We start from the raw sequence: 15,165 nt of genomic DNA, 5'->3' as shown, positions 1-15,165 counted from the left end.
TCCGTCTGTTTCCCGGCCGGCAGCAACCCGTCGTTCACTGGCCCGTCGCCGTGGGACTGCTTGCTGGGAGCGAACTTATCCAGACAACTTTGCTCACCCCGGTGCCACCGCGTGCGGTATCCGGGGGCGGAGAGGATCCACCACCATGCCGTCCCCCTCAGAGGTCGCCGCATCCGGGAGCAGCATCACCACCAGCTCGACAGCGCCCCCGCAACGCGGCGACAAACTGACCTTCACGTGGTCGACGGACGCACCCGACGCGAAGAACTGGATCGGCGTCTACGACGGCGACCGGCAACCCGGCAGCGGCACCAACTCCCTTGTGTGGACGTACGTCTCCGGCTCCTCCGGGCAGACGACCCTCGACACCTCCAAACTGAGCGGCGGCCCGTACACCGCCTACCTGCTGGCCAAGGACGGCTACGGCGTCCTCGCCCGGACGGAGCCGTTCAGCTTCGCCGGCGCACCCACCGGCGACTCGATCGTGCTGACGACCCCCGCCCCCTACGAGGGCGACAAGGTCTCCTTCCACTGGACGACCGACGCACCCGACACGAAGAACTGGATCGGCGTCTACGACGGTGACCGGCAGCCCGGGCACGGTGCCTCTCTCGCCTGGGAGTACACGCCCGGCGCCACCGGCGACATCACGATCAACACCTCGGGCCTGAGCGGCGGACCGTACACCGCCTATCTGCTCGCCAAGGACGGCTACGGCATCCTCGCCCGCACCGCTGCGTTCAGCTTCGCGGTCCGCCCCGTGATCCCGCGCCCGCACGCGGTGGTGGACGCCCTCACCACCGCCCCGCAGACCGCGGGCACGTCCTTCTCGGTGCGGCTGGGCGGGCTGTGGATCCGGCCGGAGGGCAATGCCGCCGGCAGCGCGGCCTTCGAACGCGTCGCGGGCGATGCGTGGTTGTCGGTGGCGGCGGACGGCACGGTCAGCGGAAAGGCTCCGCTCTTCGCGCCGCGGACGCCCGGCCGGGTGACGGTCGCCGTCACCGACAGCGCCGTGGGCAGCGACACCGTCACCGTCCAGGTGCCCGTGCGCGCCTCGCGGGACCGGCTCCGGCTCAAGGTCGCCACGCTGAACCTCTGGGACGCGGGCACCCACGTCGACGGCTTCCTGGAGAAGCAGCTGCGGCTCGTCCTCACCCAGGGCCTGGACGTCGTAGCGCTCCAGGAATGCGGTACCGACGGGGCCGCGAAGCTCGCCGAGGCGCTCGGCTGGCATGCGCACCAGACCGCAGGCCTCGGCATCGTGAGCCGCCACCCGCTCGGCGACACCCTCACCCCGGCCGCGGGTCTCCCGGCCGCCGCGGCGACGCTGCACCTGCCCGGGGACCGCGCCGTGCGGCTGTGGACGGCCCAGCTGGACGAGGCCGACTACGGCCCGTACGCGCTGCTGGCGGGACGGACTGCCGCGCAGGCCGAGGCCGAGGAGAAGGGGACGGCACGCTACCGGCAGGCACAGGCGCTGGTGGCCGCGATGCGGGCGGATCTCGCCTCCCGCACCCCCCTCGTGCTGGCAGCCGGTCTCGCCTCGCCGTCGCACCACGACTGGACGAGCCGGACGGCATCCGCGCACGCGGGAGTGGGGCGGGTCCGCTGGCCGGTCACCGAGACGCTGGAGCAGGCCGGCCTCGTCGACGCCTACCGCGCCGCCCACCCCGACCCGGTCAAGGCGCCCGGCACCACCTGGTCCCCCGTCAGGCCGCAGCGCGAGGGCGGCGGCACGGAACCGCAGGACCGGATCGACCAGATCCAGTACGCGGGGCGGCTGAAGGTCCTGGAGGCGCACAGCCTCTTCACCGGCTGGCCCCGGCCGGTACCGGACACCGCCGCCAACGGCTGGCCCTCCGACCACGCGGCCGCCGTCGTCACCTTCTCCCTGTCCGCCCGCGGCTGACCCCGCGACACCCCGAAGGATCTTCCTCCCATGACCGAGATCAGCCGCCGCACCTTCATCGGCACCACCGCAGCCGGCGCCGCCGTCGCCGCCGGACTCCCCGGCACCGCGCAGGCAGCCGGACACGACGACCGGCACGGCAGCATCGCCGACGTCAAGCACGTCGTGATCCTGATGCAGGAGAACCGCAGCTTCGACCACTACTTCGGCACCCTGAACGGCGTACGGGGCTTCGATGACCGCCAGGCCAGCGTCCTGGCGAACGGCGACCCGGTGTTCCGCCAGCCCGCCAGAGGCCGCAAGGACGGGCATCTCCTGCCGTTCCGTATGGACACCACCAAGTACAACGCGCAGAACGCGGGCGGCCTCCCGCACGACTGGGACACCGGCCACACGGCCGTCAACGGCGGCGCCATGGACAAGTGGGTCTCCGCCAAGGGCGAGCGCACCATGGGCTACTTCACCCGCGAGGACATCCCCTACCAGTACGCCCTGGCCGACGCCTTCACCCTCTGCGACGGCTACTTCTGCTCGCTGAACGGGCCCACCGACCCCAACCGCCTCTACCTGTGGACCGGCACCGCGGGTCCCGGCATCGACGGCACCACAGGACCGTGGACCGACAACACCCCGGTCACGGGCAACCCGGTGGCCGACTGGACCACCTACGCCGAGCGCCTGGAGGAAGCCGGCATCAGCTGGCGCGTCTACCACAACCCCGATGGCTCGGACGACCGTTACGGCGACTACGACGACAACGCGCTGTCGTACTTCAAGCAGTTCCACGCGTTCCCCAAGGACGACCCGCGCTACATCAACGCCATGACGAAGTTCGACCTCACGGCGTTCGACCAGCACTGCAAGGACGGCACCCTGCCCACGGTCTCCTGGCTGGTGGCGCCGTACCTGTTCTGCGAGCACCCCGCGGCCAGCCCGGACTACGGCGCCCACTGGGTCAACACCGCGCTGCAGTCGCTGTTCTCCAACCCCGACGTGTGGAAGCACACCGCCTTCCTGCTCATGTACGACGAGAACGACGGGTACTTCGACCATGTCATCCCGCCGTTCCCCGAGCCGGGCACCAAGGACGAGTTCGCCAACGGCAAGCCCATCGGCCTGGGCAGCCGGGTGCCGCTGTGGGTCGTGTCGCCGTGGTCGCGCGGCGGCTGGGTCAACTCCCAGGTGTTCGACCACACGTCGGTGCTGCGGTTCCTGGAACGCGTCACCGGTGTGCGGGAGCCCAACATCTCCGACTGGCGGCGCACCGTCTGCGGCGACCTGACCAGCTGCTTCGACTTCACCAAGCCCGACTACAGCATCCCGGGCCTCCCGGACACGGTCGCGCTCATGGCGAAGGCGGACGCCGGCAAGTCCCTGCCGGGTGTCAAGGTCCCCACGGAGCAGTCCATGCCGGGGCAGGAGGAGGGCGAGCGCCCGCACCGCCCGCTGCCGTACCGGCCGTGGGCCGGCATCACGGTCGACCGGGCCGCCGGCACGGTCACCTGCACCCTCACCAACGACGGCAGCGTCGGCTACCACTTCACCGTGCTGCCGAACACCGGTCTGCCCTTCACCGGCACGCCGTTCACCGTCCCGCCGCGTTCGTCAGGCACCTACGTGTGGGACGCGGCGGACACCGATGGCCGCTACGACTTCTCCGTGTACGGCGCCGACGGGTTCGTCCGCCGCTTTTCGGGCACCCTCGTCCGTGAGGGCCAGGACGATGTCGCCGTACCGGCGGTCACGGCGGTCCTGCGGCACGCCGGGCGGCCGCAGCACGCGACGGTGGACTTCGACCTCCGCAACGACGGCGGCACCGACGTCGCCTTCACGCTCACGCCGAACGACTTCGCCGGCAAGGAGCAGACCGTGTGGGTCCGGGCCGGCGACCGCACCCGGCTGACCTGGCGTACCGACGACGGACGGTACGACGTCACCGTCACCGCGGGTACCGGCACCCGGTTCGTCCAGCGGTACGCGGGAACCGTCCACACGGGCTGAGACACGGTGGCCGGGGTCGCTGACGGGCCGCCGGCGGGCGGCCCGCCGGCGGCCTCCTACGAGATGGCGCGGAGCCGGGCGCGGGCCGTGCCGCACAGGTGGTCGACCGCCTGGGCCGTGAGGCCGTCCGCGGGGAGGAGGACGACCACCTGCTGTGCGTCCGCGGGGAGTTCGAGTGTCTCGCGCAGCAGGTTGAGCCTGTGTCCGGCCGGGTGGTCGAGGCGGAGGACTCCGCGCTGCGGGACCGTGTGGCCGTGCAGACGGCGGGTGAAGTCGGGGCCGGCCACGGGGGCGAGGTGTGCGGTGAACCACGCAAAGCTCTCGGCGGACGGCCCCCGCCACAGGTCGAAGGCCTGCTCGTCGGCGACCGCGTCCCAGTCGGCGAAGAACGTCCTGGCGCGGGGGTCGGTGAAGACGTAGCGGGTGAGGTTCGGGCTGTCGCCGTCGAGCAGCCCGGCCGCGCCGGTCACGGCCGCGTATCCGCTCGTGTGGGCGAGGATGTCGCCCAGTTGGTTGGTCACCGTGGCGAGGCCCGGTTCCAGGAGGCGGAGCGTCTGCCGGACGGACGGTCGCACGTCCCGGCGCGGTGGTGCGGCGCGGCTGTGGGCGGAACACACACCGCCGGTGATCTTCGCGAGGTAGCGCAGATGGTCGCGCTCGGGCGGGCCGAGGACGAGCGCGTCGGCGAGGGCGTTCACCACGGCCACCGAGGGATTGCGGTCACGTCCCTGCTCGATGCGGGTCAGGTACTCGACGCTGATACCGGCCCGGGTGGCGAGGTCCACCCGGCGCAGCCCCGGTGACCGGCGGCGTCCGCGCTCCGGCAGCCCCAGCGACTGCGGCTGCGTGCTGTCACGCTTGGCCCGGACGAAATCCCCCAACGGCGTGCCCATGAGGAGAGGATACGGCGGCACCGGCCGGTCACGGAGGGCCTGAGGGTGGCCCTGCGGGGGCCATCCTGAGCACGGTCTGGCCGCGACCGTGGCGAAGGCCCGACCGTGGTGGGCATGGACAGCACGCACAAGTTGGTGATCATCGTCGGCAGCGTCCGCGAAGGGCGGTTCGGGCCGGTGGCGGCCGCCTGGGTCGCCGAACAGGCCCGGCGCCACAGTGGATTTGACGTGGACGTCGTCGATCTCGCCGCGTTCGACATCCCGTTGGCCCTGCCCGCCGTGTCGCCGAAGGCCGCCGGCGCCGACTACCCACGGCCGGCCGGCCTGGCGCGCCTGACGGAGGCCCTGGCGGGTGCTGACGCGTTCATCATGGTCACGCCCGAGTACAACCACAGCTATCCCGCGTCCCTGAAGGCGGCCATCGACTGGCACTTCACCCAGTGGACGGCCAAACCCGTCGCGTTCGTCAGCTACGGCGGAGCGGCGGGCGGCCGGCACGCGGTGCTGCATCTGGAGAACGTCCTGACCGAGTTGCAGGCCGTGACCATCCGCGACGGTCTGGTCTTCCCGAACCACTTCAGCACGTGGCGGGAGGGCCGTCCGCTCGATCCCGATGCCTCTCGCTACGCCCAGGCCCTGCTCGGCCGGCTGGCCTGGTGGGCGGGCGCGCTCCGCTCGGCCCGCGCGGCCGTTCCTTATCCGGTGTGAGGCGGCATCCCATACAGGAACGCGCGCTGACCGGCGGCCGGTCCCGCGTCCAGTTCCCTGCGCAGGATGCGGGCGGCCGTCTCTCCCGTGTGCTGCACCGCCTCGGCGGCCAGTTGCTGCTATCCGGGGTGATCTGGCCGCCGTACTGCTGCGCTGGGAGGGCGCGCCCGACACCGCGTTCTTCCGCGCCCAGGCCTGGAGCTACCTGATCGAACTGCCCGAAGGAGCGCAGACCACGGCCGGGGACGACCTGCCCCGTTTCCTCGTGGACGTGACCGCGCCCCAGGGGCGCGCTGTCCGAGCGCCGCAGGGCCGGCCTGGTCGGGGACGTCACCCGGACCGTCCTGGAAGCCGCCGCGCTCCCGGCGGCCACGGCGGGGTGTCACGCCTCCGTGTGGCCGGCCCACCAGCCCAGCACATGGCCGATGTGCCGGACCATCAGGTGCTCGCACTCCTCGGCCGCCCCCGCCTCCAGCAGGTCCAGCAGGTCGAGGTGTTCCCGGGCGGACGCCTGGAGCTCCTCCGTCGCCACCATGTCCGCCAGGCCCGTCAGGCGCGTCTGCGCACGCAGATCGGCCACGATGTCGTGCAGTCTCGGGTTGCCGGCCAGTTCCAGCAGCGTGAGATGGAAGGTCGTGTCGGCCTGTAGGTAGTGGGTCAGGTCGGCGTCCCGGGCTCCCCGCACTATCTCCTCGGCCAGGCCGCGCAGGCGGGTCAGGTCGGCCTTGGACAGTCCCCCCGCGAGCCGCCTGACCGCCGGTGCTTCGAGCAGCTGGCGTACGTCGACGATCGCGCGCAGTTCGCTCTCGCTCACCGCGGTGACCCGGAAGCCCTTGTTGCGGACGATGTCGACGAGGCCGCGCTTGGCGAGGTTGAGCATCGCCTCGCGGACGGGTGTGGCCGAGACACCGAAGCGGGCGGCCAGAGTGGGGGCGGAGAACACCTCACCGGCGGGCATCTGGCCCGAGACGATGGCCGCGGCGATCGCCTCCTCGACCCGCTCACGCAGGCTGCTCGCGGGCGCGAGCGGAGCCAGAGAGTCGCTGTCCGCGGTCACCATGAATATCCCCATCACCTATGAGCGGCCGATACCTGTCTTTCCCAGTGCAATGGCACATCTTACCGATCGGGTCGTCCGCCGGGCCGGGCGGCATGGCCGTCACCGGGACACGGCCCGCCCCGGGGGTCGCGTTGTGTGACGTGGCGGGCGGGCGGCGGCCGGTGGTTCCGGCGGGCGGATCCCGCCGGAACCGCCCGCCGTTCAGGGTCCGTGGTGGGTGGCGACGACCATGTCGAGGGCGGCGGCGGGCACGCCCCGGCCGTCGGGGCGGGGCCAGTGCACGGTGAGTTCGTCGAATCCCGCCGCCGCCACGTTCTCGGCGAACCGCCGGTAGGTGTCCGCGTCCCTGAACGGGCGGGCTTCGTCGAGCGCCACCTGTGCGATGCGGCGGATCCGCCTGCCCGGCGCCACCTGGGCGATCGCCGTGTCCAGGCTCCGGCTCTGCTCCGCGATCGCCGCCAGCCACTCCTGCGGCGGGGGTGACTGGCGGTACGGCCCGTACGTCACCCAGGCCGAGCCCAGACGTGCCGCCAGCCGCATGCTCCGTGGGCCCGCCGCGGCGACGGTCAGCGGCACCCGGGGCCGCTGCACACATCCCGGGATCATGCGTGCGTCGCGGGCGCTGTAGAAGGACCCGTGGAACTCCGTGCGGTCCTGTTCCAGCAGGGTGGCGAGCAGTGTCGCCCATTCCTCGAAACGGTCGCCGCGTTCCTTGCGTGACAGCGGTGTCTGGCCGAGCACGCGTGCGTCCGCGTCCTCCGCGCCCGCTCCCACCCCCAGCTCCAGCCGTCCCGCGGCCACATGGTCGAGGGTCATGACCTCCTTCGCGAACGGCACCGGATGCCGGAAGTTGGGCGTGGCCACCTGCGCGCCGAGCCGCACGGTGGAGGTCGCCCCGGCCGCCGCCGCGAGCAGCGGCACCGTGCTGAACCAGGGGCCGTCGGCCAGGTCCCGCCAGGACAGGTGGTCGTACGTCCAGACCGTGCGCGCGCCGGCCTGTTCCGCGTCGCGTACCCGGGCCAGGAACTCCGCCGGGGCCTGGTCGGGCAGGACCAGGCAGGACAGGACAGGAACCGTCATTTCAGCACTCCCCCCTGCACCACGGTGCGGGCCTTTCGCTCGTCCCAGAGCAGGGTCTCGTCCTCGGTGAGGGGGCCGGCCAGCAGAAGCAGGTCGGCGGTCGCGCCCACCTCTATGCGGCCCAGGTCGGGCCGGCCGATGAGCTCCGCGTTCGTCCGGGTCGCCGAGCGCAGGGCCGCCTGCCAGCCGATCGCTTCGGCCTGCAGTTCCAGTCCGCGCAGCTGGTCGTCCTCCAGGTCGGCCATCAGGTCGGTCCCGAAACCGATGCGCACCCCGGCCTGCCGGGCCCGTTGCACCGCCATGCGGCCGGAGTCGAGGACCTCGGCGTTCTTGGCGCGCTGCACGGGGCTCAGGGCCACCTCCTGCCAGCGCCGGGCCATCGCGTCGTAGGCCGCGAGGGTCGGTACGAGGAAGGCCTGTGCCGCGGCCATCGCGGTGGCCGTGTCCTCGTCGAGCAGGTTGCCGTGCTCGATGGAGCGCACCCCGTTGGCGATCGAGTGCCGGATCGCCTCGGGTGAGTAGGCGTGGGCGGCGACGTAGCTGCCGCGGCGCCGGGCTTCCCCGGTGACCGCCTGGATCTCCTCGGCCGAGTACTGCGGCACCCGGATCGGGTCGGTGGGCGACACCACGCCGCCGGAGGTCATGATCTTGAGGGCGTGCGCGCCGCGGCGGAACCGGTCGCGGGCCGCGACCCGCAGCTGGTCCACGCCGTCGACGACCTGGTTCATGGGTCCGGAGTGGAAGCAGATGCCGGTGTCGGCGGCGCGCGGGTCCCCGTGGCCGCCCGTCTGGCTCATCGCGGGGCCGGTCCACAGGTACCGGGGGGACTCGATCAGTCCCGTGGTGACGGCCCGGTCCAGGCCGGCGTCGCCGCCCGCGACGTCACGGACCGTGGTGAAGCCGCGGTGCAGTGCCCGGCGCAGTCTCCGGGCGCCGGCCAGTGCCACGTAGCTGAGCGGTGTGTTCTCCAGCCGCCATGCGTCGAGGCTTGTCGCGTAGGCGTGGAAGTGTGCGTCGATGAGGCCCGGCAGGAGTGATGCTCCTGCGGCGGCGAGGGTCCGTGCCGCCGTGTGGCCCTTGGCCGCGCCGGGGCCGACGGCCACGATCCGTCCGTCGTGGACGACGACGTCGGCTTCGGCGGGCTCGTCCTCGTGCAGCAGCGCGTCGGTGATGATGAGGTCGGCCGTGCTCACCGGGCCGCCCGCAGCCGTGCCGTGGCCGGCTCGTCGACGGCCCACGGTCCTTCGGTGATGACGACCCCGTAGGCGGACCGGGCCGCCTCGACGGACACGAAGCCGTCGATCACGTCCTCCAGCACCTTCGCGGGCTCGCGTGCGGACGCGGGCCCGTAGCCGCCCCCGCCGCCGGTGACGTTGGCGAGGACGTCCCCCGCTTCGAGCGTGTTGTAGCTGCCGCGGGTGACGACCTCGCGGTCGGTGCCCGGGTTGAGCACGATCCGGGCGGGGGTCGCGGGTTCCCCGCCGGCGATCGGCCACGGGGCCGACTTGGTGCGGTAGACCAGCGCGATGCCGGTGGACGGCGCGGTGAACCGGTAGACACGTTGGACGCCGACGCCACCGCGGTGCCGGCCCGGGCCTGCCGTGTCGGGCACATAGCCGTAGCGTTCGATGAACATGGGCGACTTCTGTTCCAGCACCTCGACCGGATTGTTGCGGCACCCCGGCTCGGACATGTGCATGATGCCGTCTTCTCCGTCGCCGCCGGCGTGGCCGCCGAACCCGACGGCCTCGTTGGTCGCTTCGAGCCAGGGCTGGCCGGTTCTGGGGTTCGTGCCGAGTCCCATCATGGACGAGACGTCGCCGCCGGAGCAGGCCGGGATGCGTTCCGGCATGCCCTGGGCGAGCGCCTTCAGGATCACTTCGCCGGCGAGCAGCCCGGTCCACAGCGTGAACGTGGGCATCGGCGGCACGGCGTGCATGACGCTGCCGGGGTCGGTGATCACCCGCAGCGGGGCGAAGTTGCCGGCCACCACCGGGGTGTCCGGTGTGGTCAGTGCCTTGAACACGAGGCTGGACAGGGCGATCGTCTGGCCCACCGGCAGGTTGATGGGGCCGCGTACGTCGCGTTCACTGCCGGTCCAGTCGACGACGAACTCGTCCTCGGTGATGGTGACCGTGGCCTTGAGCAGGATCTCGCGCTCGGTGTCGACGCCGTCGGAGTCCACCATGTCGGTGGCGCTCCACGTGCCGCGCGGCAGCCGGGCAAGGGCCAGCCGGGCCAGCCGCTCGCCGTGGTCGTTGATCGACCGCATCGCGGCGACGAGGTGGTCGGTGCCGTGCTTGGCGGCCAGTTCCTGGGTGCGCCGCACTCCGGTCACACAGGCCGAGACCTGGGCCTGCAGGTCGCCGATGGTCCGCTCGGGCATCCGCGAGTTGAAGCGGATGATGTCGAAGATCTCCTGGTTGGGTTCGCCCGCGCGGTAAAGGCGCGAGCCGGGGAAGAACATGCCTTCCTGATACATGTCGGTCGAGTCGAGCACGTATCCGGGGTTCTTCTGTTTCAGGTCGAGTACGTGGATGCGGCACGAGGCGAAGCCGATGAGCTGTCCGTCGGCGTGGATCGGTGCGAAGACGAGGGTGTCGAGTGTGTGCGCCGACGACCAGTAGGGGTAGTTCAGCAGGAACACATCGCCGGGTGCCATGTTGTCGGCGCCGAGGTGCTCGATCGCGCGGTGGATCCCGTGGTCGTTGCCCCGGGTGAAGATCGCGATGCCGGGCGCGTCGGCGACCACGTTGCCGTTCGCGTCGTGCACGCCGATGCCGTAGTCGTGGATCTCGTAGACCACGGTGTTGTAGGCGGTCCGGCACAGGTTGCGGGCCATCTCCTCGGCGGTGGCGAGCAGGGCGTGCCGGATGACCTCGAGGGTGATCGCGTCGGTCACTGGTCCTTCTCCTCGGCGTTGACGCTGATGACGAGTTCGCCGTGTTCGGCCACGCGCAACCGGTCGCCGGTGTGCAGCACGGTGGTGGCGGTGTGCTCGGCGACCACGGCGGGTCCGTCGATCACGTCGCCGGCCAGCAGGGACTCCCGGCTGACCAGCTGGTAGGGCACACCGGTGTCGCTGTGGGCGAAGACCTGGCGCCGGCCCAGCACCGGCGGCCGGCCGGCGGTGCGCTCGGGGTGCAGGGGCCAGGCGGGCTTGTCGACCAGGCCGACCGCGCGCAGCCGCAGCGTCACGATCTCGACCGGGTCGTCCATGACGTGGCCGTAGAGCCGTGCGTGGAGTTCGCGGAAGCTTGCCGCGAGGCTGTCGGCGACGTCCCCCTCCGGGTAGGGCACGGTCGCCGCGTGTTCCTGGCCGGCGTAGCGCAGGTCGACCGAGCGGTGCAGGCTGCGCTTCTCGGGGGCGAAACCCTCGTCGCCGAGGGCCGTGTCCGCCTCGGCCTCCATCGCGGTGAACGCCTCTTCGAAGTAGGTGTCCGGGGTCGAGGCGAGGGGGAGGACGTCGGTGCGTGCGTAGTCGTGCTGCACGTCGGCCATCAGCATGCCCAGTGCCGAGAACGCGCCCTGGCCCGGTGGCACGATGACCGTCGGGATGCCGAGTTCGCGGGCCACGTCCACGGCGACCAGGCCGCCGCCGCCCCCGAAGGAGAGCAGCGCGAAGTCCTTCGGGTCGCGGCCGAGCTCGACGGTGATCGCCCGGACCGCGCCGACGATCTTGGTGGTCGAGATGCGGACGATGCCGCGGGCCACCGTGCGCAGGCTCATCCCGAGCTGGTCGGCGACCGGCTGCAACGACTTGGCGGCGAGATCGTGGTCGAGGACCAGCGAGCCGCCGAGCGGTACGTCGCTGCCCATGTAGCCGAGTGTCAGCGCGGCGTCGGTGAAGGTGGGCTGGGTGCCGCCCCGCCCGTACGCCGCAGGTCCCGGGGATGCCCCGGCGCTCTGCGGGCCGACCTGGAGCGCACCGGCCGCGTCCAGCCAGGCGATGGAGCCGCCGCCCGCGCCGATGGTGTGGATGTTCAGGGACGTGGTGTTGATGGGCAGGCCCTCGAACTCGGCGCCCTGGTGCAGCACCGGCTCGCCGTCGAGGACCAGCGAGGCGTCCAGGCTGGTGCCGCCCATGTCGATGGTGATCAGGTCGGGGATGCCGATGACCTTGGCCAGGGAGGCGGCGCCCACGACGCCGCCGGCCGGTCCGGACAGGATCAGGTTGACCGGCTGCCGGGTCGCCGCGGCGGCCGTCATCGCACCGCCGCCGGAGCGCGACATCAGGAACCGGCCGGTGAAGCCGCCCTCGTCAAGGCGCCGCGTCAGGGCTTCCAGATAGGTCCGCATGATCGGCTTGATGTAGGCGTCCAGTACGGCGGTCGAGGTGCGCTCGTACTCCCGGTACTCGCCGGACAGTTCGTGCGAGAGGGTCACCTCGACGCCGGGTGCGACCTCGTGCAGCACCTCCCGCATGGCGAGTTCGTGCGCCGGGTTCGCGTACGCGTGCAGGAAGGCGACCGCGACCGCCTGATAGCCGCCGGCGGCGATCTCGGCGGCGACCGAGCGTGCGCCGGCCTCGTCGAACGGCGTGGCGACGCTGCCGTCGAACAGGGAACGCTCGGTCACCTCGAAGGTGTCCCGCCGCTTGAGCAGGGCCTCCGGCTTGCGGTAGGTGAGCGCGTACATCGGCCGCCGGTCGGTGCGCCCGAGGAGATAGACGTCGCGGAAGCCCGCGGTGGCGACCACCGCCACCCTGGCGCCGGTGCGGGTGAGCAGCGAGTTGAGGCCGAGCGTGGAGCCGTGGTTGAAGGTGGTCACCTCGCTCAGTGCGGCCTCGGCGGCGGCGAAGGCCGCGAGCACGCCCTTGGTGGGCTCGGCGGGGGTGGTGGCCACCTTCTCGAACCGCAGCTCCCCGCTGTGCGGGACGAGTTTCACCACGTCGGTGAAGGTGCCGCCGACATCGATGGCGACGCGTACTTCAGCCATGTCGAACCTTTCTGCGTTCGGGGAACCGGTCAGCGCCGGCGGCGGTCGGCGGCCGCGAGCGCCACCGCGGCGAGGATGATGACACCCGTGACCAGGTCTTTCATCTGCGGATTGACGTTGAGGATGTCGAAGCCGTTGCCGATCAGGGCGATCAGGTAGACGCCGACCAGCGAGCGCCAGACCGCGCCGACACCTCCGTAGATGCTGGTGCCGCCGAGGATGATCGCCGCGATGGCCTGCAGGTCGAGGCCGCTGCCGGCCTGCGGCTGGCCGGATGCGAGGCGGGAGACCCCGATCGCGGCGGCGATGCCGGCGGCCAGGCCGCTGAGCGCGAACACGATGACCTTGACCCGGTCCACGCGCACACCGGAGAGATGCGCGGCGTCCGCGTTGCCGCCGACGGCGAACACGTGCCGGCCGAAGACCGTGCCGTTGAGGAGCAGCCAGGCGAGGGCGAAGACGGCCAGCAGGATGAGCACCGAGTAGAAGATCCCGGCGACCTGGCCGCGCCCGAGGTCGGAGAAGCCGCTCGTGGTCACGGTGATCAGCGAGCCGCCGGTGACCAGCACGGCGACGGCCTTGTAGACGAGGCTGGAGGCGAGGGTGGCGAGGAAGGAGTGCACGTTCAGCCGGGTCACGGCGAGCCCGTTGAGCGCGCCCATCACCAGGCCCAGCGCCGGTGCGGCGAGCAGGGCCGGCCAGGTGCTGCCGGTGGAGGTGGCGATCGACGCGGCGACCACGCTGGCCACCGCGTACATCGCCGCCGTGGACAGGTCGAACGCCCCCGAGACGATGACGAACGTGCCGGCCACGGCGATGATCGCGAGCGGCGCGTTCTGGTTGAGGATGTTCATGACGTTGGTGAAGGACAGGAACGACGACGAGATGACCGACAGCGTCACGAAGATCGCGGCCAGCAGGATCAGTGCGGCGTAGTCCCGGGCGAAGGCGATGACGCGCGGGCCGATCGGGGCGTGGCCGGGTGCGGCCGCGCCTGCGCCGGCCTCGGGCGCGGTTTCGGTGGCGGTCATGGGCTGGGCTCCTTTGCCTTTCCTGCGTCGCCTGCTGGGGCCGTGTCCGCGACGTCGAACAGCCGCCGCAGGACGTCTTCGACGGCCAGGTGGCGCGGGTCCACCTCGTCGAGGACCTCGCCGCGGCTGACCAGATGGGCCCGGTGGGCGAGGCCGAGCACTTCCTCGTGTTCCGAGGAGATCAGCAGTACTCCGATGCCGCGGGCCGCCAGGTCCGCGATGAGTTCGTAGATGGCGAGCTTGGCGCCGACGTCGACGCCGCGGGTCGGCTCGTCGAGAATCACCAGCTTCGGGTCGCCGACCAGCCACTTGGCGATCAGCGCCTTCTGCTGGTTGCCGCCGGAGAAGCTCTGTACCGGCAATTCGGGCCTGGCGGGGCGCAGTTCCAGCCGGCGGACCAGTTCGTCGACCTGCCTGCTGACCGCCCGCCGGTCGATCACGCCGAGCCGGGAGAAGCGGCCCAGCGAGGCGAGTGTCATGTTCTCGGTGACGCTGCGCTGGAGCACGAGGCCCTGCCCGTGCCGGTCCTCGGGGACCAGCACCAGGCCCGCGTCACGGCTGTGCCGCGGTGTCGTGCGGCCGAGGGCGCGGCCGGCCAGGGTGACGCGCCCGGCGGTGACCCGGTCCGCGCCGATCAGGGCGCGGGCGATTTCCGTGCGCCCGGAGCCGACCAGCCCCAGCAGCCCGACGATCTCGCCAGGCCGTACCTCGAACGAGGCCCGTTTCACGCCCCGGTCGCTGGCCAGCGCCTCCACCTTGAGCAGCGGTTCGGTGCCGGGGTGGGGCGCGGGCGGCAGTGCCGGGAACGAGACGGCGAGCTCCCGGCCGAGCATCGCCTCCACCAGGGACGATTTGGTCTGGTCCGCCGCGGGTGCGGTGCGGATCCGGCGGCCGTCACGCATCACCGTGACGGTGTCGCTGACCTCGAGCACGGAGTCGAGGAAGTGCGACACATAGACGACCGCCCGTCCCTGCGTGGTGAGCAGGCGGATCACCTCGTGCAGCCGCCGGGTCTCGTGCGCGGTGAGCGACGAGGTCGGCTCGTCCATCACGATCACCTTGGCCTCGCGGGCCAGGGCGCGCAGGATCTCCACCTTCTGCTGGTCGGCGATGCGCAGGTCGCCCACCCGTGCCTCCGGGTCGAGGCCGAACCCGGCCATCTCGTCGAGAGCGGCGAACCGGCGGCCGTGGTCGCGGCGCAGGAGACCGAATGTGCTCTGCTCGATGCCGAGGAACACGTTCTGAGCGACCGTCAGGTCCGGTACGAGGGACAGTTCCTGCGCGATCATCACGATCCCGCGGCGCTGTGCCCGTACCGTGTCCCAGCGTCCGACCGGCTGCCCGTCGACGGCGATGCGGCCCGTGTCGGGTGTGTAGATGCCGGATGCGATCTTGCCGAGGGTGGACTTTCCTGCCCCGTTCTCCCCGACCAGGGCGTGCACGCTGCCCGCGTGCACGGCCAGGTGTACATCGTCCAGGGCCACTGTGCCGCCGAACCGTTTGGTGATGCCGGTGAGTTCGATGACCGGCTGGGCGGTGGCCATC

At 71.8% G+C, this 15,165-nt stretch carries 11 protein-coding genes and 1 pseudogene; 4 read left to right on the top strand and 8 right to left on the bottom strand.

What is annotated here, in order from left to right; translation table 11 throughout:
- Positions 1-145: 145 nt before the first annotated feature.
- Both CTZ28_RS16895 and CTZ28_RS16890 read left to right on the top strand, forming a co-directional pair.
- The gene (locus CTZ28_RS16895) at positions 146-1,909 is read left to right on the top strand and encodes a hypothetical protein (RefSeq protein ID WP_121890231.1); all 1,764 of its coding nucleotides are present in this window, start codon (positions 146-148) and stop codon (positions 1,907-1,909) included.
- A gap of 30 nt (positions 1,910-1,939) precedes the next feature.
- Complete coding sequence (locus CTZ28_RS16890; protein WP_121890230.1) at positions 1,940-3,910, top strand: phosphocholine-specific phospholipase C; 1,971 nt, start codon at positions 1,940-1,942, stop codon at positions 3,908-3,910.
- Positions 3,911-3,966: 56 nt separating this feature from the next.
- On the opposite strand, the gene CTZ28_RS16885 is transcribed toward CTZ28_RS16890, so the two are convergent.
- A complete protein-coding gene (locus tag CTZ28_RS16885) occupies positions 3,967-4,803 on the bottom strand; it encodes a helix-turn-helix domain-containing protein (protein ID WP_121890229.1) in 837 nt (278 codons plus the stop codon).
- 114 nt (positions 4,804-4,917) lie between these two features.
- Between CTZ28_RS16885 and CTZ28_RS16880 the strand changes: the two genes are divergently transcribed.
- Together CTZ28_RS16880 and CTZ28_RS48300 are read left to right on the top strand one after the other, a co-directional pair.
- A complete protein-coding gene (locus tag CTZ28_RS16880) occupies positions 4,918-5,511 on the top strand; it encodes an NADPH-dependent FMN reductase (RefSeq protein WP_121890332.1) in 594 nt (197 codons plus the stop codon).
- A gap of 121 nt (positions 5,512-5,632) precedes the next feature.
- Positions 5,633-5,888: pseudogene (locus tag CTZ28_RS48300) on the top strand (tautomerase family protein); the annotation flags it as partial.
- A 5-nt stretch (positions 5,889-5,893) separates the two neighbouring features.
- Here CTZ28_RS48300 and CTZ28_RS16870 read toward each other — a convergent pair.
- The 7 genes from CTZ28_RS16870 to CTZ28_RS16840 all read right to left on the bottom strand — a co-directional run bounded on the left by CTZ28_RS16870 (position 5,894) and on the right by CTZ28_RS16840 (position 15,164).
- A complete protein-coding gene (locus CTZ28_RS16870) occupies positions 5,894-6,571 on the bottom strand; it encodes a GntR family transcriptional regulator (RefSeq protein WP_121890228.1) in 678 nt (225 codons plus the stop codon).
- Between the two features lie 201 nt (positions 6,572-6,772).
- Positions 6,773-7,651 carry an LLM class flavin-dependent oxidoreductase gene (locus CTZ28_RS16865; protein WP_121890227.1) on the bottom strand — a complete coding sequence of 293 codons (879 nt, stop codon included), beginning with the start codon at positions 7,649-7,651 and terminating at the stop codon, positions 6,773-6,775.
- Complete coding sequence (locus tag CTZ28_RS16860) at positions 7,648-8,844, bottom strand: metal-dependent hydrolase family protein (protein ID WP_183154431.1); 1,197 nt, start codon at positions 8,842-8,844, stop codon at positions 7,648-7,650. The genes CTZ28_RS16865 and CTZ28_RS16860 overlap by 4 nt, the downstream gene beginning before the upstream one ends.
- The gene (locus CTZ28_RS16855) at positions 8,841-10,553 is read right to left on the bottom strand and encodes a hydantoinase B/oxoprolinase family protein (protein ID WP_121890226.1); all 1,713 of its coding nucleotides are present in this window, start codon (positions 10,551-10,553) and stop codon (positions 8,841-8,843) included. The genes CTZ28_RS16860 and CTZ28_RS16855 overlap by 4 nt, the downstream gene beginning before the upstream one ends.
- Entirely contained in the window at positions 10,550-12,589 is a 2,040-nt protein-coding gene (locus CTZ28_RS16850) for a hydantoinase/oxoprolinase family protein (RefSeq protein WP_121890225.1), read from the bottom strand. Before CTZ28_RS16850 ends, CTZ28_RS16855 begins: the two co-directional genes overlap by 4 nt.
- Before the next feature lie 29 nt (positions 12,590-12,618).
- Positions 12,619-13,620 carry an ABC transporter permease gene (locus tag CTZ28_RS16845; RefSeq protein ID WP_121890224.1) on the bottom strand — a complete coding sequence of 334 codons (1,002 nt, stop codon included), beginning with the start codon at positions 13,618-13,620 and terminating at the stop codon, positions 12,619-12,621.
- Positions 13,617-15,164: a sugar ABC transporter ATP-binding protein gene (locus tag CTZ28_RS16840; protein WP_121890330.1), complete on the bottom strand. Its 1,548-nt coding sequence runs from the start codon at positions 15,162-15,164 to the stop codon at positions 13,617-13,619. Before CTZ28_RS16840 ends, CTZ28_RS16845 begins: the two co-directional genes overlap by 4 nt.
- Between the last annotated feature and the right edge of the window lies 1 nt (position 15,165).

The organism is Streptomyces shenzhenensis, from assembly GCF_003688995.1.
Classification (GTDB): Bacteria; Actinomycetota; Actinomycetes; order Streptomycetales; family Streptomycetaceae; genus Streptomyces; species Streptomyces shenzhenensis_A.
The sequence above is the reverse complement of the archived record's forward strand: the minus strand, read 5'-3'. Positions and strand labels throughout refer to the sequence as shown.

Bases quoted from the DNA above. Each gene is read 5' to 3' on its own strand.
- CTZ28_RS16850 (WP_121890225.1), bottom strand. From the start codon at position 12,589: ATGGCTGAAGTACGCGTCGCCATCGATGTCGGCGGCACCTTCACCGAC.
- CTZ28_RS16890 (WP_121890230.1), top strand. From the start codon at position 1,940: ATGACCGAGATCAGCCGCCGCACCTTCATCGGCACCACCGCAGCCGGC.
- CTZ28_RS16885 (WP_121890229.1), bottom strand. From the start codon at position 4,803: ATGGGCACGCCGTTGGGGGATTTCGTCCGGGCCAAGCGTGACAGCACG.
- CTZ28_RS16865 (WP_121890227.1), bottom strand. From the start codon at position 7,651: ATGACGGTTCCTGTCCTGTCCTGCCTGGTCCTGCCCGACCAGGCCCCG.
- CTZ28_RS16895 (WP_121890231.1), top strand. From the start codon at position 146: ATGCCGTCCCCCTCAGAGGTCGCCGCATCCGGGAGCAGCATCACCACC.
- CTZ28_RS16870 (WP_121890228.1), bottom strand. From the start codon at position 6,571: ATGGTGACCGCGGACAGCGACTCTCTGGCTCCGCTCGCGCCCGCGAGC.
- CTZ28_RS16845 (WP_121890224.1), bottom strand. From the start codon at position 13,620: ATGACCGCCACCGAAACCGCGCCCGAGGCCGGCGCAGGCGCGGCCGCA.
- CTZ28_RS16840 (WP_121890330.1), bottom strand. From the start codon at position 15,164: ATGGCCACCGCCCAGCCGGTCATCGAACTCACCGGCATCACCAAACGG.
- CTZ28_RS16880 (WP_121890332.1), top strand. From the start codon at position 4,918: ATGGACAGCACGCACAAGTTGGTGATCATCGTCGGCAGCGTCCGCGAA.